The organism is Diaphorobacter sp. JS3050 (assembly GCF_013154915.1).
Lineage (GTDB): Bacteria > Pseudomonadota > Gammaproteobacteria > Burkholderiales > Burkholderiaceae_C > Diaphorobacter > Diaphorobacter nitroreducens.
On record NZ_CP053553.1, the window covers coordinates 2,399,088 to 2,414,106 of the forward strand.

Below are 15,019 nucleotides of genomic sequence, written 5' to 3' on the forward strand. Positions count from 1 at the left end.
CGAGGAGACTCGGGCCCCAAAGGTCGTCCCACCAGGAACTACATCAGGAAGGCCGCTTCATCTGGCACGACGTGGGCGTGCTGGCCACATAGGGCTCGTAGTACTTCACCGGCACGAAGGTGTAGCCGGTGTTCTCGGCATCGCGGGGATACTTGTCGCCCGCCTTTTCCCAGCGGGTCACGAACAGGCCCTGCTGCAACTGGTGGTCGGACTTGCGCATCTCCACTTCGCCGTTGAAGCTGTTGAACTTCATGCCTTCCATCGCAGCAGCCACCTTCACGGGGTCGGTGGACTTGGCCTTCACGAAGGCGGAATCCAGCATGGAGAAGGCGTGGTACACGGCGCCGGTGTACATGTCGTCGTTGAACTTCTTCTTGTAGTCGCCCACGATGCGACCGATCTCGCCCGGCAGGTTCAAGTGGTTGTACGACACCATGTACACCCGGCCCGCGGCGCCTGCGCCCATGGCCGTGGGGCTGCCCGTCACGCCACCGTAATAGGTGTAGAAGTTCACGTTGTTCAGGCCCGCATCATTGGCGGCCTTGATGAGCAGCGCGAGGTCGGAGCCCCAGTTGCCCGTGATCACCGTGTCCGCACCCGACTGCTTGATCTTGGCGATGTAGGGCGCGAAGTCGCGCACCTGCGCCAGCGGGTGCAGGTCGTCGCCCACGATCTGCACGTCGGGGCGCTTGCGCTTGAGGTTCTCCTTGGCGTACTTGGAGACCTGATGTCCGTGCGAATAGTTCTGGTTGATCAGGTACACCTTCTGGACCTCAGGATGGTCCTTGATGAAGGTGGTCATGGCCTCCATCTTCATGGAGGTGTCGGCATCCAGGCGGAAGTGCCAGTAGCTGCACTTGCTGTTGGTGAGGTCAGGGTCCACCGCCGCGTAGTTCAGGTAGACGACTTCCTTGCCCGGGTTGCGCGCGTTGTGCTTTTCCAGTGCGTCGATGATGGCCAGCGCAGGGCCCGAACCATTGCCCTGCACCACGTAGCGCGCGCCCTGGTCCATGGCGGAGCGCAGTGCGCTGGTGGTCTCCTGCGGGCTGAGCTTGTTGTCGATGCCGATGATCTCGAACTTCACGCCCGACGCATTCTTCTTGTTGAACTCCTCGGAGATGAACTGGAAGCTCTTGAGCTGGTTGGTGCCCACCGCGGCCATGAGGCCCGACAGCGGATCGAGCCAGGCGATCTTGACGGTTTCCCCTTTTTGGGCGAATGCGCCGCCAGCACATGCAAATACTGCGCTGGCAGCTACCATTTTGATAGCGAACTTCATGCCTCGTCTCCTTGTGAGAATGAATACGCCGCAGCGTACAAGGGATGCAACGAGGCGCCGTTCAGGGATTGCCCCTAGCAGCTATCACCCATGTGACCGGCGCGCAGGAACAGTCCCTTGCGCACCGGCCGGCGCGCTCACAGGCCGGGCAACTGGTAGCCCGCCAGTTGCTCGCGCAGGCGGGTCTTGAGCATCTTGCCGGTGGCGCCCAGCGGGATCGCATCGACGAACACCACGTCATCGGGGATCTGCCACTTGGCGGTCTTGCCCTCGTAGAACTTGAGCAGTTCCTCGCGCGTGACCTGGGCGCCCGGACGCAGGGCCACCACGACGATCGGGCGTTCATCCCACTTGGGGTGCGGCATGCCGACACAGGCCGCCATCGCCACGGCGGGGTGCGCCATGGCGATGTTCTCGATGTCGATGGAGCTGATCCACTCGCCGCCGGACTTGATCACATCCTTGCTGCGGTCGGTGATCTGCATGAAGCCATCCGGGTCGATGGTGGCCACGTCGCCCGTGGGGAACCAGCCCCGGCCCTGCTCGTCCTTGACGAGCGGGCTCTCGCCCTTGTAGTAGCTGTCCAGGATCCAGGGGCCGCGTACCAGCAGGTCGCCATAGCTCTGCCGTCCCAGGGCTGCTCCTGGCCATCGGCGCCGACGATCTTCATGTCCACGCCATAGATGGCACGGCCCTGCTTTTGCAGGATGTGCATCTGCTCGTCCTTGCCCATCTGCAGGTGCTTGTTCTTGAGCGTGCACAGCGTGCCCAGCGGGCTCATCTCGGTCATGCCCCAGGCGTGCAGCACGGACACGCCGTACTCGTCCTGGAAGGCCGTGATCATGGCGGGCGGGCAGGCCGACCCGCCGATGACCGTGCGGCGCAGGGTGCTGAACTTCAGGCCCGCGGACTTCACATGGTTGAGCAGCATCTGCCACACGGTGGGCACGCCCGCGGCAAAGGTCACGCCCTCGGCCTCGATGAGGTCATGGACCGACTTGCCGTCCAGCGCCGGGCCGGGGAAGACCACCTTGCAGCCCGTGAGGGCCGCCGAGTACGGGATACCCCAGGCGTTGACGTGGAACATCGGCACCACGGGCAGCACCGCGTCGCGCGCCGAGAGGTTCATCACATCGGGCAGCGCAGCGGCATAGGCATGCAGCGTGGTGGAGCGGTGGCTGTACAGCGCCGCCTTGGGGTTGCCCGTGGTGCCGCTGGTGTAGCACATGCTGGACGCTGAGTTCTCGTCGAACGTGGGCCACTGGTATTCGGCCGACGCGCCGCCGATCCAGTCTTCATAGCTGGTAAGGCCGGGGATGCCCGAGTCCGCAGGCAGCTTGTCGCTGTCGCACAGCACCACCCATTTCTTGACCGTGGGGCACTTGGCATGCACGGCCTGCACCAGCGGCAGGAAGGTCATGTCGAAGCACAGCACCTGGTCCTCGGCATGGTTCACGATCCAGGCGATCTGGTCAGGGTGCAGGCGCGGGTTGATGGTGTGCAGCACGCGGCCCGAGCCGCTCACGCCGAAGTACATCTCCATGTGGCGGTAGCCATTCCAGGCGAGCGAGGCCACGCGGTCGCTGAACTGCAGGCCCAGCGCATCCAGGGCATTGGCCAGTTGGCGCGAACGCCGGGCCAGGTCGCGATAGGTGTAGCGATGGATGTCCCCCTCCACGCGGCGCGAGACGATTTCCCCGTCGCCATGGTGACGCTCGGCGAACGAGATCAACGAGGAAATCAAGAGAGGTTGGCTCTGCATCAGGCCCAGCATGGATGCTCCTTTGGTAATGAATTGTGGGTGTACGAAGACTGCGCCATCGTAGCGGGGAACATGGGGCTTTCCAGCCACGGAGCCATCCGGAGAAATCCCACGTTCGCGCCGGCCCCCGCGCACAAGGCCTTGGCCCAGGGCGGGGCATAGGGGCCCGGGGGACAATCCCCGCATGACGTTTGCCCCCACCCCTGACGCTACCCCGGTCGCGCCACTGGTGCCCGCCTGGCAGCCGGGCTTCGCCGCGCTGGGCTCGGCCTTCTTCACGCCGCTGCGCCCCACTCCCCTGCCCCAGCCTCACTGGGTGGGCACCAGCGCCGAGGTGGGCGCCTTGCTGGGCCTGCCCGAAGCCTGGCAGCAGCGCGACGACGCACTGCAGGCCTTCACGGGCAACGCCCTGCTGCCCGGCAGCCAGCCGCTGGCCAGCGTGTACAGCGGCCACCAGTTCGGCGTGTGGGCCGGCCAGTTGGGCGATGGCCGTGCCATCCTGCTGGGCGAAACCGCCACGGGCCAAGAGGTGCAGCTCAAGGGTAGCGGGCGCACGCCCTATTCGCGCATGGGCGACGGCCGCGCCGTGCTGCGATCGTCGATCCGCGAATTCCTGTGCAGCGAAGCCATGCATGCGCTGGGCATACCGACCACGCGCGCGCTGTGCGTGACCGGTTCGCCCGCGCCCGTGCAGCGCGAGGAGGTGGAAACCGCCGCCGTGGTCACGCGCGTAGCGCCCAGCTTCATCCGTTTCGGCCACTTCGAGCACTTCGCGGCGCGCGGCCAGGAAGCCGAGCTGCGCGCCCTGGCCGACTACGTGATCGACCGCTACTACCCCGACTGCCGCCGCTCGCAGGAATGGGAAGGCAACGCCTACGCCGCACTGCTGCATGCCGTGAGCGAGCGCACCGCTGCACTGCTGGCGCAATGGCAGGCCGTGGGTTTTTGCCATGGCGTCATGAACACCGACAACATGAGCATCCTGGGCCTCACGATGGACTACGGGCCTTTCCAGTTTCTGGATGCTTTCGACCCCGGACACATCTGCAATCACAGCGACGTACGCGGCCGCTACGCCTTCGACCGCCAGCCCAGCGTGGCGTACTGGAACCTGTTGTGTCTGGCCCAGGCGCTGCTGCCGCTGATCGGCGAGGTGGACACGGCGCGCGCCGCGCTGCAGTCGTACGAAGGCAGCTTTGGCCGGCAGTTCCTGGCGCGCATACGCGCCAAGCTCGGCCTGCAGCAGGCGCGCGAAGGCGACGCCGCATGGGTCGATGGCCTGTTGCGCCTGCTGGCCGCCGACCGCGTGGACTACCCCATCTTCTGGCGTCGGCTGTCCGGTGCAGTAGCCACGGAGGATTTCGAACCCGTGCGCGATCTGTTCCTGGACCGTGCAGCTCTGGACGCCTGGTTGCTACAATATAAGGAGCTATTAGCGCTTGATGGATGGGCGCTAGCAGCCGATTTGATGCATAAAACCAATCCACGCTTCGTGCTGCGCAACCACCTGGGCGAACAGGCGATTCGCGCCGCGAAACTCGGGGACTTCTCCGAACTCCAAACCTTGCAAAGGTTGCTGGCGCGCCCCTTCGACGACCACCCGGGGCACGAGGCCTACGCCGGCTTTCCGCCCGACTGGGCGTCCTCCATCTCCATCAGCTGTTCCTCATGACCTACCCCATCCAGAAAACCGAAGACGAATGGCAGGCGCTGCTGCAGGCCAAGGGCGCCGAGCCCGCGGCTTACCAGGTCACGCGTCACGCGGCCACCGAGCGGCCCTTCAGCGGCAAGTACGAAGGCCACTGGGCCGACGGCAGTTACCACTGCGTCTGCTGCGGCGCCAAGCTGTTCGACTCCGACACCAAGTTCGACGCGGGCTGCGGCTGGCCCAGCTTCTCGCTTGCCGTGCCCGGTGCCATTCGGGAGATCGAGGACCGCAGCCACGGCATGGTGCGCACCGAGACCGTGTGTGCACAATGCGGGGCCCACCTGGGCCATGTCTTCCCCGACGGCCCGGCTCCTTCGGGTCTGCGCTATTGCATGAACTCCGCCTCGCTCGATTTTGAACCCCCGGCGCCATGAAACTGCTCATCGACTTCTTTCCGATCATCCTGTTCTTCGCCGCATTCAAGGTCTGGGGCATCTACGTGGCCACGGCCGTGGCGATTGCCGCCACCGTCGTGCAGATCGGCTACATCCGCCTCAAGCACGGCAAGGTCGAACCCCTGCAATGGCTGAGCCTGGGCGTCATCGTGCTGTTCGGCGGCGCCACCCTGCTGGCACACAGCGAAACCTTCATCAAATGGAAGCCCACCGTGCTCTACTGGCTCATGGGCGGCACCTTGCTCGTCGGCCAGTTGGTGTTCCGCAAAAACTTCATCCAGTCACTCATGGGCGCTCAGATCGATCTGCCCGCGCCCGTCTGGCGCAACCTGAACTGGGGCTGGACGGGCTTTTTCGCCACCATGGGTGTACTCAATCTGTGGGTGGCCTACAACTTCGACACGGACACCTGGGTGAACTTCAAACTGTTCGGTGGCATCGGCCTGATGTTCGCCTTCGTCATTGCCCAGGCGCTGTACCTGAGCCGCCACGTCAAGGATGAGGGCGATGCCGCGCCCAAGGACCTGCAACCATGAACACCACGCCCTCCATCGCTATCACGGCAGAGGCCATGGCCGAACGCCTGCGCGCCGCACTATCGCCCACCCATCTGGAAGTGGTGGACGAAAGCTGGCAGCACGAAGGCCATGCCGGCGCCAATGGAACCGGGTTTGGCACCCATTTCCGCGTGCGCATCGCGTCACCGTTATTTACAGGCAAGCGCAAGGTTGCACAGCATCGCCTTGTGTATGATGCGCTGCAGATTTTCATTGACCAAGGCGCCCACGCCATTGCCATTGAAACTCTCTGAAACAACCCCGATCCAAGGGCGTTGCAGCCAGTCGTCTGCAGCCTATTTCCCAATCAGTGGATTCTCAATGAAGAAAAAGCTCTTGTCCGGCCTCGTGGCCGCAGCCGTGCTGGGCACGATGGCATTGCCCGTTGCCGCGCAAAACCTCGCCATCGTCAATGGCAAGGCGGTTCCCAAGGAACGTGCCGAAGTCCTGAAGCAGCAGGTGGAGCGCTCGGGCCGCCCGGTCACGCCCGAACTGGAAAACCAGATCAAGGAAGAAGTAATCGCCCGCGAGATCTTCATGCAGGAAGCGCAAAAGCGCGGCCTGGAAGGCTCTGCCGATTACAAGGCCCAGATGGAGTTGGCGCGCCAGACCATTCTGATCCGTGAACTGTTCGTGGATTTCCAGAAGAACAATGCCGTGACCGATGCCGAGATCCAGGCCGAGTACGACAAGTTCGTGGCCGCCAACGCTGGCAAGGAATACAAGGCCAGCCACATCCTGGTCGAAAAGGAAGACGAGGCCAAGGCCATCATTGCTGCCATCAAGAAGGGTGGCAAGTTCGAGGACATTGCGAAGAAGCAATCCAAGGACCCCGGATCCGGCGCCCGCGGTGGCGACCTGGACTGGGCCAGCCCGAGCAGCTACGTGGCTGAGTTCACGGAAGCGCTGGTGAAGCTGGAGAAGGGCAAGATGACCCAGACTCCCGTGAAGAGCCAGTTCGGCTGGCACGTCATCCGCCTGGACGATGTGCGCGAAGCCCAGCTGCCGAAGCTGGAAGAGGTCAAGCCCCAGATCGCCCAGCAACTGCAGCAGCAGAAACTGGCGAAGTTCCAGGAAGACCTGCGCGCCAAGGCCAAGGTGGAGTAACCACTACAGGCGCCTCGCGCACGACAACGCGGCCTTCGGGCCGCGTTTTTTTATGCCCGCCCCGCCAGCCAGCCTGCCAGCAACAGTCCTCCGATCAGGACGGGCTGGTGCAACATGTAATAGCTGAGGCTATAGCGTCCCAAACCAGCCAGGGGCGCTACCACACGCGGCAACGGGCGGGACAGCCAGCCGTCCGAGCGCACAACGAGCCACTGCCCCGCCGCCATCCCCCACCACATGACGCCCAGCCACGGAAAGAGCGGCACATAGTCCTCGGTAAAAGGCTTTCGCGAAATCCAGCCCAACCAGTTGAGGCCCCGCCCATTGAATAGCGGCGCCCATTCTGAAAGAGGCCCCTGCAGCGCCCAGCCTGCGACCCAAGGCGACACCAGTGCCAACAGCCCGGCCAACCACAGCCACCCGCCCCATCCCGCCGTCAGCCGCGTGATGACGAGCATCACTGCCATGCCGTGCAGCACACCAAAGTAAATGAAGCTGCGCGGGAACATCAGAAAAGAGCCAACCGTTACCAGCAATGCACAGGCCGTGATCTGGCTCCAGCGCCGGGCGAAACGCGCCCACCCAACCTGACGTTGCCAAGCCACCGCTTGTGCCAGCCCCGCACATCCCAGGAACAGACTGACGATGAGGGTTCGCTGCACAGTCCACAAGGGATCTGCCCGGAAGTCCTGGGGCCAGTAGCCAAAATGGCTGAGGTCGAAGCAGAAATGGAAGGCCGTCATCCATACCATGGCGAACCCGCGCAATGCGTCCAGTCGGTCATGGCGTCTCTCGGCAGTTTTTTGAGCGATCGTCAGCAAAACGCGTCCCACAAGTCCAGGAAAAAGGCTGGCGCTACAAGCCAGCCTTCAATGATCCCCCTCTCCAGTACTCGGCCGATCAGGACAACCCAGCAACCAGAGGGAGGGGCCAAATTATGGGGTGCGTATCACGGCGACGCCGCCGCATTAAGGTTTCTTTGCAGACGTTGGCTCGTTCACCAAATTCATAGCAGGCTCCTCGTAGTTGTTGAAATGTCCACGGTCGCGTGCGCGTTGTTTCTGGTCTGCCGCCAGCCTTTCGGAAAGAGGCGCCGTACCAAATACTGCTTCTTCAGACATGCTTCTGCTCCTGCAATGAAAAAATCATCCTAGGAAGACAGGAACGGCACTGATGTAAGACGGTCCCGGGGAAGCCCAGCGGGAATTGTCTGTCACCTAGCCAGCGAACATGACAGTCCGCAAAATCAAAAACAAAAGGGGTTAGGTCAATAGACCTAACCCCTTGATTCAATTGGTCGGAGCGGCGGGATTCGAACTCGCGACCCTCTGCTCCCAAAGCAGATGCGCTACCAGGCTGCGCTACGCTCCGACAGCTGGCATTCTAACCTGCCAGATTCTGTTCACCGCCAAAAATCGGCGTCTTTGTCACACTCAGCGATTGCCAGATGACGAGCCGGTGCCCGGCCCAGGGCCGCGCCCTGCAAGGTGGCGGAAAGTGATACGGCCCTTGGTCAGGTCGTAGGGCGACATCTCCAGCGACACCTTGTCGCCGGCCAGGATGCGGATATGGTGCTTGCGCATCTTGCCGCCGGTATAGGCGATGAGTTGGTGGCCGTTGTCCAGCGTCACGCGAAAGCGCGAATCCGGCAGGACTTCGGTCACGCTACCCTGCATTTCAATCAGTTCTTCTTTGGCCATGTGTGTGGTCAGTCTCTTGATAACAATTATCTATGGCGGCGCCTGGAAAAAGCCGATGCGTCCACTAACCCAAGGGCCGCATCGGCCCTTGAGGGGCTCGAAGCAAGGTGCAATGCAGGCAGGTGAGTTGCTGCACCAAAGGCGCAGGAGGCCGTAAGGCCGGGGAAACGGCTTCAATGGACAGGCGAAGCGCTGTGCATAAGCGGCGGAATTGTACTGCGATGTCGAAGCCGGGCCCTATGGCCGGGCAACCGCGGCAGCCAAGGTCTTCACGAGGTCCGTCTGCGTGATGATGCCAACCAGTTCCTGCGCATCGTTCACCACCGGGATGTGGTGGTGTCCCGCCTCGGAGAACAGAGGCACCAGATCCATCACATGCTGCTCAGACAGCACCTGCTGCACGGGGGACGACATCAGGCCTTGCACTTGCTCGGGACGTTTGGGCCGCCCCATGATGAGCGAGCGTAGACGCTGGCCCATGCCTTCATGCATGTCCAGATTGGCCAGGCGCATGAAGTCTGCCACCGTGACGATGCCGACCACCCTGCGCGCCCCGTCCACTACCGGCAACGCCTTGACGGCGTGCTTGCGCATGAGCGCCCAGGCATCCTTGAGGGGCGTCTCGGCAACCACCGCATGCACCGGTGATGACATGATCTCGCCGCATCGCAGCTCGCCAAGCGTGCGCTGGAAGGCGGCCTTGCCAGCCAAGTGCAAAAGCCCCTCCAGGTCGGCGCGACTGACATCCAGCACTTGGTTGTAGTGCGATAAGGCGGCATCCAAATCGGCCGAGATGAAAGCGCCAGATCCCTTATGCGCGGCCCCCCGCGCTCTTTGTGCATGCGGATAGCTGCGCCCGGTCAAGTGATTGAAGGCCATCCCCGTCAACACCAGCGCCAGCATATTGAGCAGCACCGGAAATACCGCAAAAGCCGCGCCGTCCTGCGGATTGAGCACAGCGAACAAGGCCATCGCCCCGCCTGGGGGGTGCAGGCAGCGCAATGCCAGCATGACCGCCACGGCCAGTCCCACGGCTGCGCCGCAGGCCACAGCGACGTTGGGAACCAGCGTGGCGCAGGCAACGCCTACCATGTACGACAGCACGCTGCCCGCCAGCACTGGCCACGGCTGGGCGAGGGGGCTGGACGGCATCGCAATGATGAGCACCGCGCTGGAGCCCAGGGAGGCCACCATCCACGGGACCGGCAGGCCAGCCCCGAACCAATGCGCAAACAGCGCCACCACGGCCACGCAAAGCGCGATACCCGACACCATGCGCAAGCGTTCGCGCTGATTGACGCCTGCAGGCGCCGGCCAGAAAAGTCGCAGCCAGCCAGCGACGCGCCGCAAGACTGACGGCGGCGGCTCTACCGCAGCGTCTGTGCGAGGGAATGGGGGTGCAGACATGAATGGGAGAAGGCGCCAAGCCGCGCAGAGAATCGGCGCGGCGGCCGTGGCTCGAGGAAGCCGGGCATTATCCGGGCAAGCCCTGAACTTGCAGGGCATGTGGTTTTTTGTGCCATTACGGGCATCCACAACCGCACGGGACGCACGGCTGGGGCGCAATCCACCCTCCCCCTTAGAATCATGCGGCTCCATCACCAGGATTACCGCCACGTGTCTGATCGTATCGCCGTACTGCCTCAGTACTTGTTACCCAAACAAGCCCTGACCTCCTTTGCCGGACGTATGGCGTCTGCGCGTGCGGGCCAATTGACCACCGCGGTGATCCGCCGGTTTGTGGCGCGCTACGGCGTAGACATGAGCGAGGCGGCCAATCCGGACATTGCAAGCTACGCAACCTTCAACGACTTCTTCACACGTGCGTTGCGCCCTGGACTGCGCCCGCTTGCCGATGCTGCGGTGGTATGCCCTGTGGATGGAGCGGTCAGCCAGATCGGTCCTATCGAGCAGGACCAGATCTTCCAAGCCAAGGGCCACCTCTACTCCACCGCGGCTCTGCTTGGCGGCGACGCCGAAATGGCCGCGCAGTTCCAGGATGGCAGCTTCGCCACCATCTATCTCAGTCCACGCGACTACCACCGCATTCACATGCCGTGCGATGGACGACTGGTGCGTATGGACCATGTGCCTGGGGCATTGTTTTCAGTGAACCCGGCCACCGCACGCGGTGTGCCCGGACTGTTTGCGCGCAACGAACGTGTGATCTGCCTGTTCGAAACGCCCCTGGGCCCCATGGCGCTCGTGCTGGTAGGCGCCACCATTGTCGGCAGCATGGCCACGGTATGGCACGGCCAGGTCAATCCACCACGTACCGGCCAACCGCGCCGCTGGGATTATGGGGACCGAGAAGTCGTGCTTCGTCAGGGTGATGAAATGGGGCGTTTTCTGCTGGGCTCCACGGTCGTGCTGCTGTTTCCCCGCGGCGCAGTGCAGTTCATGCCGGGATGGGAAGCAGCGCGGCCCGTGCGGCTGGGTGAAGCCATGGCGCACCGCTGCGGCATCTAGTTCACCTATTGGTGCGTTGATACCCGCTGTTCAGTGCCTCTCCGGCACCCGAGCAGTGGTAAACAAGGTGGGTTCGAGCTCCAGCTCCAGGGGGTCCACGGGTTCAGCGCGCCCCACCAGGTACACAGCCAGATCCTGGCGCCGCAGTGCTACATGGCTGACAGTTTCCCAACTTCCGGCTCGCCTCACCCGGGTGCCCGGCTTGAAGACCGGCATGCGGAATTGTCTGGACCATCCCCAAGGCGCCTCGGCCGGATCTTGCGCTACGAGAGAGGGACTGGAAACCTGCATGCGCGCATCTTAGCGCGTCAGCGCAATGACCGTTGCTGCGCGAACCGGAGTGCTGCCTCCACCATGCGTTGCAGCGTGGGCTGAATGCGCCCGGCGCGCTCCGGCAGGTAGTTGAACGGCGGTGCCTCCTGCATATAGCTGCACTGTGTCATCTCCAGTTGGACCGCGTGGATGTTGCGCGCAGGCTCGCCGTAACGGCGCGTGATGTAGCCTCCCTTGAACCGTCCGTTGAGCACGGCCGTGTGGCCGGGCGCCGTTTCGGCAATGGCAAACAGCTCCTGCGCCAGCGCTGCATCGCAGCTCGCGCCTCCGGCGGTACCCAGGTTCAAGTCTGGCAATGTGCCGTCGAAGAAGCGCGGAAGGACCGACCGAATCGAGTGCGCATCCCACAACACCGCCACGCCATGGGTGGCGCGCATACGGTTCAACTCTTCCCGCAACTGGGCATGGTAGGGCTCCCACAATGCCTCGCGCCGCGCGGCAACCTCGGCTGGGTCCGGCACAAGCCCGCCTCCATACAACGGCGTGCTGTCAAAGGCGTCCACAGGGCACAGCGCAGTGACGCTCTGGCCTGGGTAGAGGCTGGAGTCATCAGGAGGGCGATTGAGGTCAATCACATAGCGCGAGTGCGTGGCGACCAGTACTGAAGCTCCCATCGACTTCGCAAAACCGTAGAGCCGTTCCAAATGCCAATCGGTGTCCGGAACGCTACGCGCCTCGGGGTTGAGACGCCTTGCGATGGCGTCTGGCACATGGGTGCCCACATGGGGCATGGAAACCAGCAGTGGCGCGGTGCCTCTGTGGAAGGTGAAAGGGGGACAATCGGAAGGCACGACATTCATGGCAATGGACAAGCGGGCGAACCAACAGTTGGCGTTAATGTGGAAGACACCCGCCACCGGACGTGCCGACACCTGACCTGAGGCTGGCCAAGGCCGATGGTCAGCGGGCAAGCGCGTCTCAGGCGGCAGCGGGCGTGGCGATGAAGCCGTGCTTGCGCAGCATTTTGATCCAGCGCGGCGCGTTGCGCTGAACGTTCAGCGCCTCGTAATCGACCTCCTTGTCCTGGTAGTGGCTTGCGTTGCTGAGCATGGCGTAGATGGTGCGCAGCATCTTGTGGGCCAGCGCCACCACTGACTTCTTGTGGCCCTTTCGGATGGTCAGCGCGTCGAACTTGGCCTTGAGTGCGCAGCGCGTTCGTGCTGCAGCCTGGGCGAACTCGCACAGCAGCCTTCTGACCCAGGCGTTGCCCTTGCGGATGCGCCCGGTTTTGCGCTTGCCCGCGCTCTCGTTGTTGCCTGGGCAGATGCCCACCCAACTGGCCAGGCGCTCTGCACTGCCAAACACGCTCATGTCCGCACCAATCTCCACCAGCAGCATGGCCGCCCCCTGCTCGTCGATGCCCGGCAGGGTCTGCAGCAGCCTGAGCTGTGGCTGCCAGGGTTGCAGGCCCTGCAGCAGGTACTGGTCCATGCGGGCGATGCGCTGCTCGATCTGCTCAATGTGCTGCACGATCTCCTGGGCCACAAAGCGGTGCACTGCGCTGAACTGCTCGGTGCTCAGGGCCTCGCACAGTTCTTGCCTGCTCGCTCGCAGCCGCCCCTTGTGGTTCAGCACCTCGTGCATGGGCTGTCCCTCGATCAGGGCTTTGACCATGGCACGCGCGCTCTGTCCGTGGATGTCGGCCACCAGCACGTTGATGCGAATGCCCGCGTCCACCAGCACCTTGTGCAGCCGGTTCTTCTCGGCGCTGCACATGCCCACCAGCTTTTGCCGCTGGCGCGCTACCAGGCGAAGCTGGCGCATCTGCACCGGTGGAATGAACGAGGCGCGCAGCAAACCCGCACGCGCCAGCGTGGCCAGCCACTGTGCATCGGCCATGTCGGTCTTGCGACCGGGCACAGCCTTGACATGCCGCGCGTTGACCACCCAAGCAATAAGGCCCACCGCCTCCAGCGCCGCAAACGGGCTTTTCCAATACACCCCTGTGCTCTCCATCACCACGACCTCAGGGGCCATCTCCAGCGCCCACTGCGCCAAGGCGCGGCGGTCGCGTTTGAAGGCGCCGAAGTCTCGCTTGGTGACCTCTACCCGGCCATCGTCATGTTCGACAACGGCGCAGGCCGTGATCTTGGCCTGGTGAACGTCCAGCGCAATGACGCGCTTGTGCATCGGGGTCAAATCCATTGCGGCTCTCCTGCAGCTTGAATGACAATCACAAGCGTGCGGACCAGCCAAGGTGCCGCCGACCAACGGCCTGCCGGGCAAGCCCGGCGGCTCTCTTTAATGTGGGCTGTCAGGCGCGCTCTGACCCGGCTGGGTCTGGGCAACGCCCGCAGGCAATCCTGGGTACGAGTGGTCGGCAGCGGGTCAAGTTAGCGATCGCGGTCGAGTGCCATCAAAGAATTGACCGACCTCTACCCGCGCTGGCCCGCACGCCCCCAGTGTCTTCCATCATCCAGGGTGAACCGCAAGGGTCATGACAGTTAGTGCGCAACCTGGGCCGCAGTATGGCGCATCATCTTTGAGGCTCAAGGGATCCCGTCCCACCTGCTGCACCGGCAACGACACACGCGCTTGTAGCCAAAGGCCAATGAGTCAGACCATTGTCCTCATATATTGCAGAAGGGCTTTAAGGACCCGACCGTATAATTTGTCCACCATGCCGAGATGGTTGATTGCGGTTTTCACCCTCCACTTCCTGCTGAGCGTGGGTGTCTCCGCATTTGGCAAGGTGCCACCCGTGGAACACCTGCGGCCAGCGGTCGCCTCCGTGCAGCTGGCACCAGCAGGCGAGGCCGCAATGGCAATAGCTGCTGACCCTTCCGTGGCAAACGACGCGTTATCCGAAGGCGAGCACGGCCTGATGGACGCGCAGCAGGATCTACCGGACGATCAGAACATACGCGCCTTTCGCGGCAAGCCCCTCCATGGCTTGTTCAGTTGCCCCGCGCAATGGGAGAGAGCCGCCCTCTCCCCTGTGCTGAAAAAGCAGCCTAAACCTCCCAGGTCCCTGACTACTCGCGCCTAAAAGGTTGCGCCCGGCTGGACGCGTTCTGCGAACGCGAAAGACAGGCGCGCCGCGCAACTCCGGCGTGCAACCCCCTTCCTCTTTTCCCTCCTGACCATCGGACCGATGGCTTCAGGCCCTTTTCCCACCCTCAGGAACAGCACCATGCGTTTGACCACCCGAGGCAAACTCGCCGTCACTGCGGTCACCGATCTGGCCTTGCGCTCCCACGGCCGGCCGATCGCGCTTCCCTCCATCAGCGCCCGCCAAGGCATCTCCCTGTCATATCTCGAAGACATCTTCAGCGCACTGCGCCGCGCCGGCCTGGTCCACAGCATTCGCGGGCCCGGCGGGGGGTACACACTGACACGGCCGCCACAGGAACTCTCCGTGGCCGATATCGTCATCGCCTCCGAAAAATACATGGGCGGCGCCGATGACAAGGGCACGGACACCGGCACCGCATCGGCACCAGGCGAGATGACGGCCGAGCTGTGGGCCAGCTTTCACTCGCGTGTCATGGAATACCTGCAGTCCATTACGGTGGCGGACCTGCTGACCCAACGGGAAGCCAGCGCCTGCCATGCCGACCATTCTGCAGCCGTGGTAGTGGCCCCGCCCGCCAGCACCACAGGCCGACGGGCAGCGAAAACCCAGCTACCGTCAGGGGATGTGCCGAACTCCGTATTTGCCTTGGGGCTTGCCGTTCCGCGCACCCGGACGAGTTGATGCTCCGGCATC

Annotated in this window: 14 protein-coding genes, 1 tRNA gene and 1 pseudogene; 7 read left to right on the top strand and 9 right to left on the bottom strand. The window is 63.4% G+C overall.

Translation table 11 applies throughout. The features are described 5' to 3' along the window. Positions 1-43: 43 nt before the first annotated feature. Positions 44-1,279, bottom strand: a complete 1,236-nt coding sequence (locus tag HND92_RS11535; protein ID WP_103737959.1) for a branched-chain amino acid ABC transporter substrate-binding protein — start codon at positions 1,277-1,279, stop codon at positions 44-46. A gap of 137 nt (positions 1,280-1,416) precedes the next feature. Further along, positions 1,417-3,053, bottom strand: a pseudogene (locus HND92_RS11540) (3-(methylthio)propionyl-CoA ligase). Positions 3,054-3,225: 172 nt separating this feature from the next. On the opposite strand from HND92_RS11540, the gene HND92_RS11545 reads away from it, so the two are divergent. The 5 genes from HND92_RS11545 (at position 3,226) to HND92_RS11565 (ending at position 6,808) form a co-directional block, all read left to right on the top strand. Further along, a complete protein-coding gene (locus tag HND92_RS11545; RefSeq protein ID WP_047351387.1) occupies positions 3,226-4,713 on the top strand; it encodes a YdiU family protein in 1,488 nt (495 codons plus the stop codon). Then, on the top strand, positions 4,710-5,123 hold the full coding sequence (msrB, locus tag HND92_RS11550) for a peptide-methionine (R)-S-oxide reductase MsrB (RefSeq protein WP_011804947.1): 414 nt from the start codon (positions 4,710-4,712) through the stop codon (positions 5,121-5,123). Before HND92_RS11545 ends, msrB begins: the two co-directional genes overlap by 4 nt. After that, on the top strand, positions 5,120-5,680 hold the full coding sequence (locus HND92_RS11555) for a septation protein A (RefSeq protein ID WP_011804946.1): 561 nt from the start codon (positions 5,120-5,122) through the stop codon (positions 5,678-5,680). Before msrB ends, HND92_RS11555 begins: the two co-directional genes overlap by 4 nt. Continuing rightward, on the top strand, positions 5,677-5,955 hold the full coding sequence (locus HND92_RS11560; RefSeq protein ID WP_011804945.1) for a BolA family transcriptional regulator: 279 nt from the start codon (positions 5,677-5,679) through the stop codon (positions 5,953-5,955). Before HND92_RS11555 ends, HND92_RS11560 begins: the two co-directional genes overlap by 4 nt. Positions 5,956-6,022: 67 nt before the next feature. After that, positions 6,023-6,808, top strand: coding sequence for a peptidylprolyl isomerase (locus tag HND92_RS11565; protein WP_172207111.1), 786 nt, complete (start codon positions 6,023-6,025; stop codon positions 6,806-6,808). 50 nt (positions 6,809-6,858) lie between these two features. Here the strand turns inward: HND92_RS11565 and HND92_RS11570 are convergent, their stop codons facing one another. From HND92_RS11570 to HND92_RS11590, 5 genes are all read right to left on the bottom strand, one after another. Continuing rightward, the gene (locus tag HND92_RS11570) at positions 6,859-7,629 is read right to left on the bottom strand and encodes a heparan-alpha-glucosaminide N-acetyltransferase (protein ID WP_172207113.1); all 771 of its coding nucleotides are present in this window, start codon (positions 7,627-7,629) and stop codon (positions 6,859-6,861) included. 147 nt (positions 7,630-7,776) lie between these two features. Next, positions 7,777-7,929, bottom strand: coding sequence for a hypothetical protein (locus HND92_RS11575; protein ID WP_172207115.1), 153 nt, complete (start codon positions 7,927-7,929; stop codon positions 7,777-7,779). Between the two features lie 173 nt (positions 7,930-8,102). Beyond that, positions 8,103-8,179 (bottom strand) — tRNA-Pro (locus HND92_RS11580). A 62-nt stretch (positions 8,180-8,241) separates the two neighbouring features. After that, positions 8,242-8,508, bottom strand: coding sequence for a translation initiation factor IF-1 (gene infA / locus HND92_RS11585; protein ID WP_011804941.1), 267 nt, complete (start codon positions 8,506-8,508; stop codon positions 8,242-8,244). Between the two features lie 237 nt (positions 8,509-8,745). Then, positions 8,746-9,915, bottom strand: coding sequence for an HPP family protein (locus HND92_RS11590; RefSeq protein WP_172209280.1), 1,170 nt, complete (start codon positions 9,913-9,915; stop codon positions 8,746-8,748). A 210-nt stretch (positions 9,916-10,125) separates the two neighbouring features. Here HND92_RS11590 and asd point away from each other — a divergent pair, with 210 nt between their 5' ends. Then, positions 10,126-10,977: an archaetidylserine decarboxylase gene (asd, locus tag HND92_RS11595; RefSeq protein WP_172207117.1), complete on the top strand. Its 852-nt coding sequence runs from the start codon at positions 10,126-10,128 to the stop codon at positions 10,975-10,977. Between the two features lie 308 nt (positions 10,978-11,285). Here asd and hutG read toward each other — a convergent pair whose 3' ends face one another. Further along, positions 11,286-12,110: an N-formylglutamate deformylase gene (gene hutG, locus HND92_RS11600; protein ID WP_172209282.1), complete on the bottom strand. Its 825-nt coding sequence runs from the start codon at positions 12,108-12,110 to the stop codon at positions 11,286-11,288. 118 nt (positions 12,111-12,228) lie between these two features. Next, entirely contained in the window at positions 12,229-13,455 is a 1,227-nt protein-coding gene (locus HND92_RS11605; RefSeq protein ID WP_011803789.1) for an IS110-like element ISAisp4 family transposase, read from the bottom strand. A gap of 988 nt (positions 13,456-14,443) precedes the next feature. On the opposite strand from HND92_RS11605, the gene HND92_RS11610 reads away from it, so the two are divergent. Then, a complete protein-coding gene (locus HND92_RS11610; protein ID WP_011804935.1) occupies positions 14,444-15,007 on the top strand; it encodes an Rrf2 family transcriptional regulator in 564 nt (187 codons plus the stop codon). Positions 15,008-15,019 lie beyond the last annotated feature (12 nt).

What these genes read in the sequence shown, in the direction of transcription:
- HND92_RS11590 (WP_172209280.1), bottom strand. Translation starts at nt 9,915, where the DNA reads ATGTCTGCACCCCCATTCCCTCGCACAGACGCTGCGGTAGAGCCGCCG.
- HND92_RS11565 (WP_172207111.1), top strand. Translation starts at nt 6,023, where the DNA reads ATGAAGAAAAAGCTCTTGTCCGGCCTCGTGGCCGCAGCCGTGCTGGGC.
- HND92_RS11560 (WP_011804945.1), top strand. Translation starts at nt 5,677, where the DNA reads ATGAACACCACGCCCTCCATCGCTATCACGGCAGAGGCCATGGCCGAA.
- HND92_RS11575 (WP_172207115.1), bottom strand. Translation starts at nt 7,929, where the DNA reads ATGTCTGAAGAAGCAGTATTTGGTACGGCGCCTCTTTCCGAAAGGCTG.
- HND92_RS11610 (WP_011804935.1), top strand. Translation starts at nt 14,444, where the DNA reads ATGCGTTTGACCACCCGAGGCAAACTCGCCGTCACTGCGGTCACCGAT.
- HND92_RS11535 (WP_103737959.1), bottom strand. Translation starts at nt 1,279, where the DNA reads ATGAAGTTCGCTATCAAAATGGTAGCTGCCAGCGCAGTATTTGCATGT.
- msrB (WP_011804947.1), top strand. Translation starts at nt 4,710, where the DNA reads ATGACCTACCCCATCCAGAAAACCGAAGACGAATGGCAGGCGCTGCTG.
- HND92_RS11605 (WP_011803789.1), bottom strand. Translation starts at nt 13,455, where the DNA reads ATGGATTTGACCCCGATGCACAAGCGCGTCATTGCGCTGGACGTTCAC.
- HND92_RS11545 (WP_047351387.1), top strand. Translation starts at nt 3,226, where the DNA reads ATGACGTTTGCCCCCACCCCTGACGCTACCCCGGTCGCGCCACTGGTG.
- hutG (WP_172209282.1), bottom strand. Translation starts at nt 12,110, where the DNA reads ATGAATGTCGTGCCTTCCGATTGTCCCCCTTTCACCTTCCACAGAGGC.
- HND92_RS11555 (WP_011804946.1), top strand. Translation starts at nt 5,120, where the DNA reads ATGAAACTGCTCATCGACTTCTTTCCGATCATCCTGTTCTTCGCCGCA.
- infA (WP_011804941.1), bottom strand. Translation starts at nt 8,508, where the DNA reads ATGGCCAAAGAAGAACTGATTGAAATGCAGGGTAGCGTGACCGAAGTC.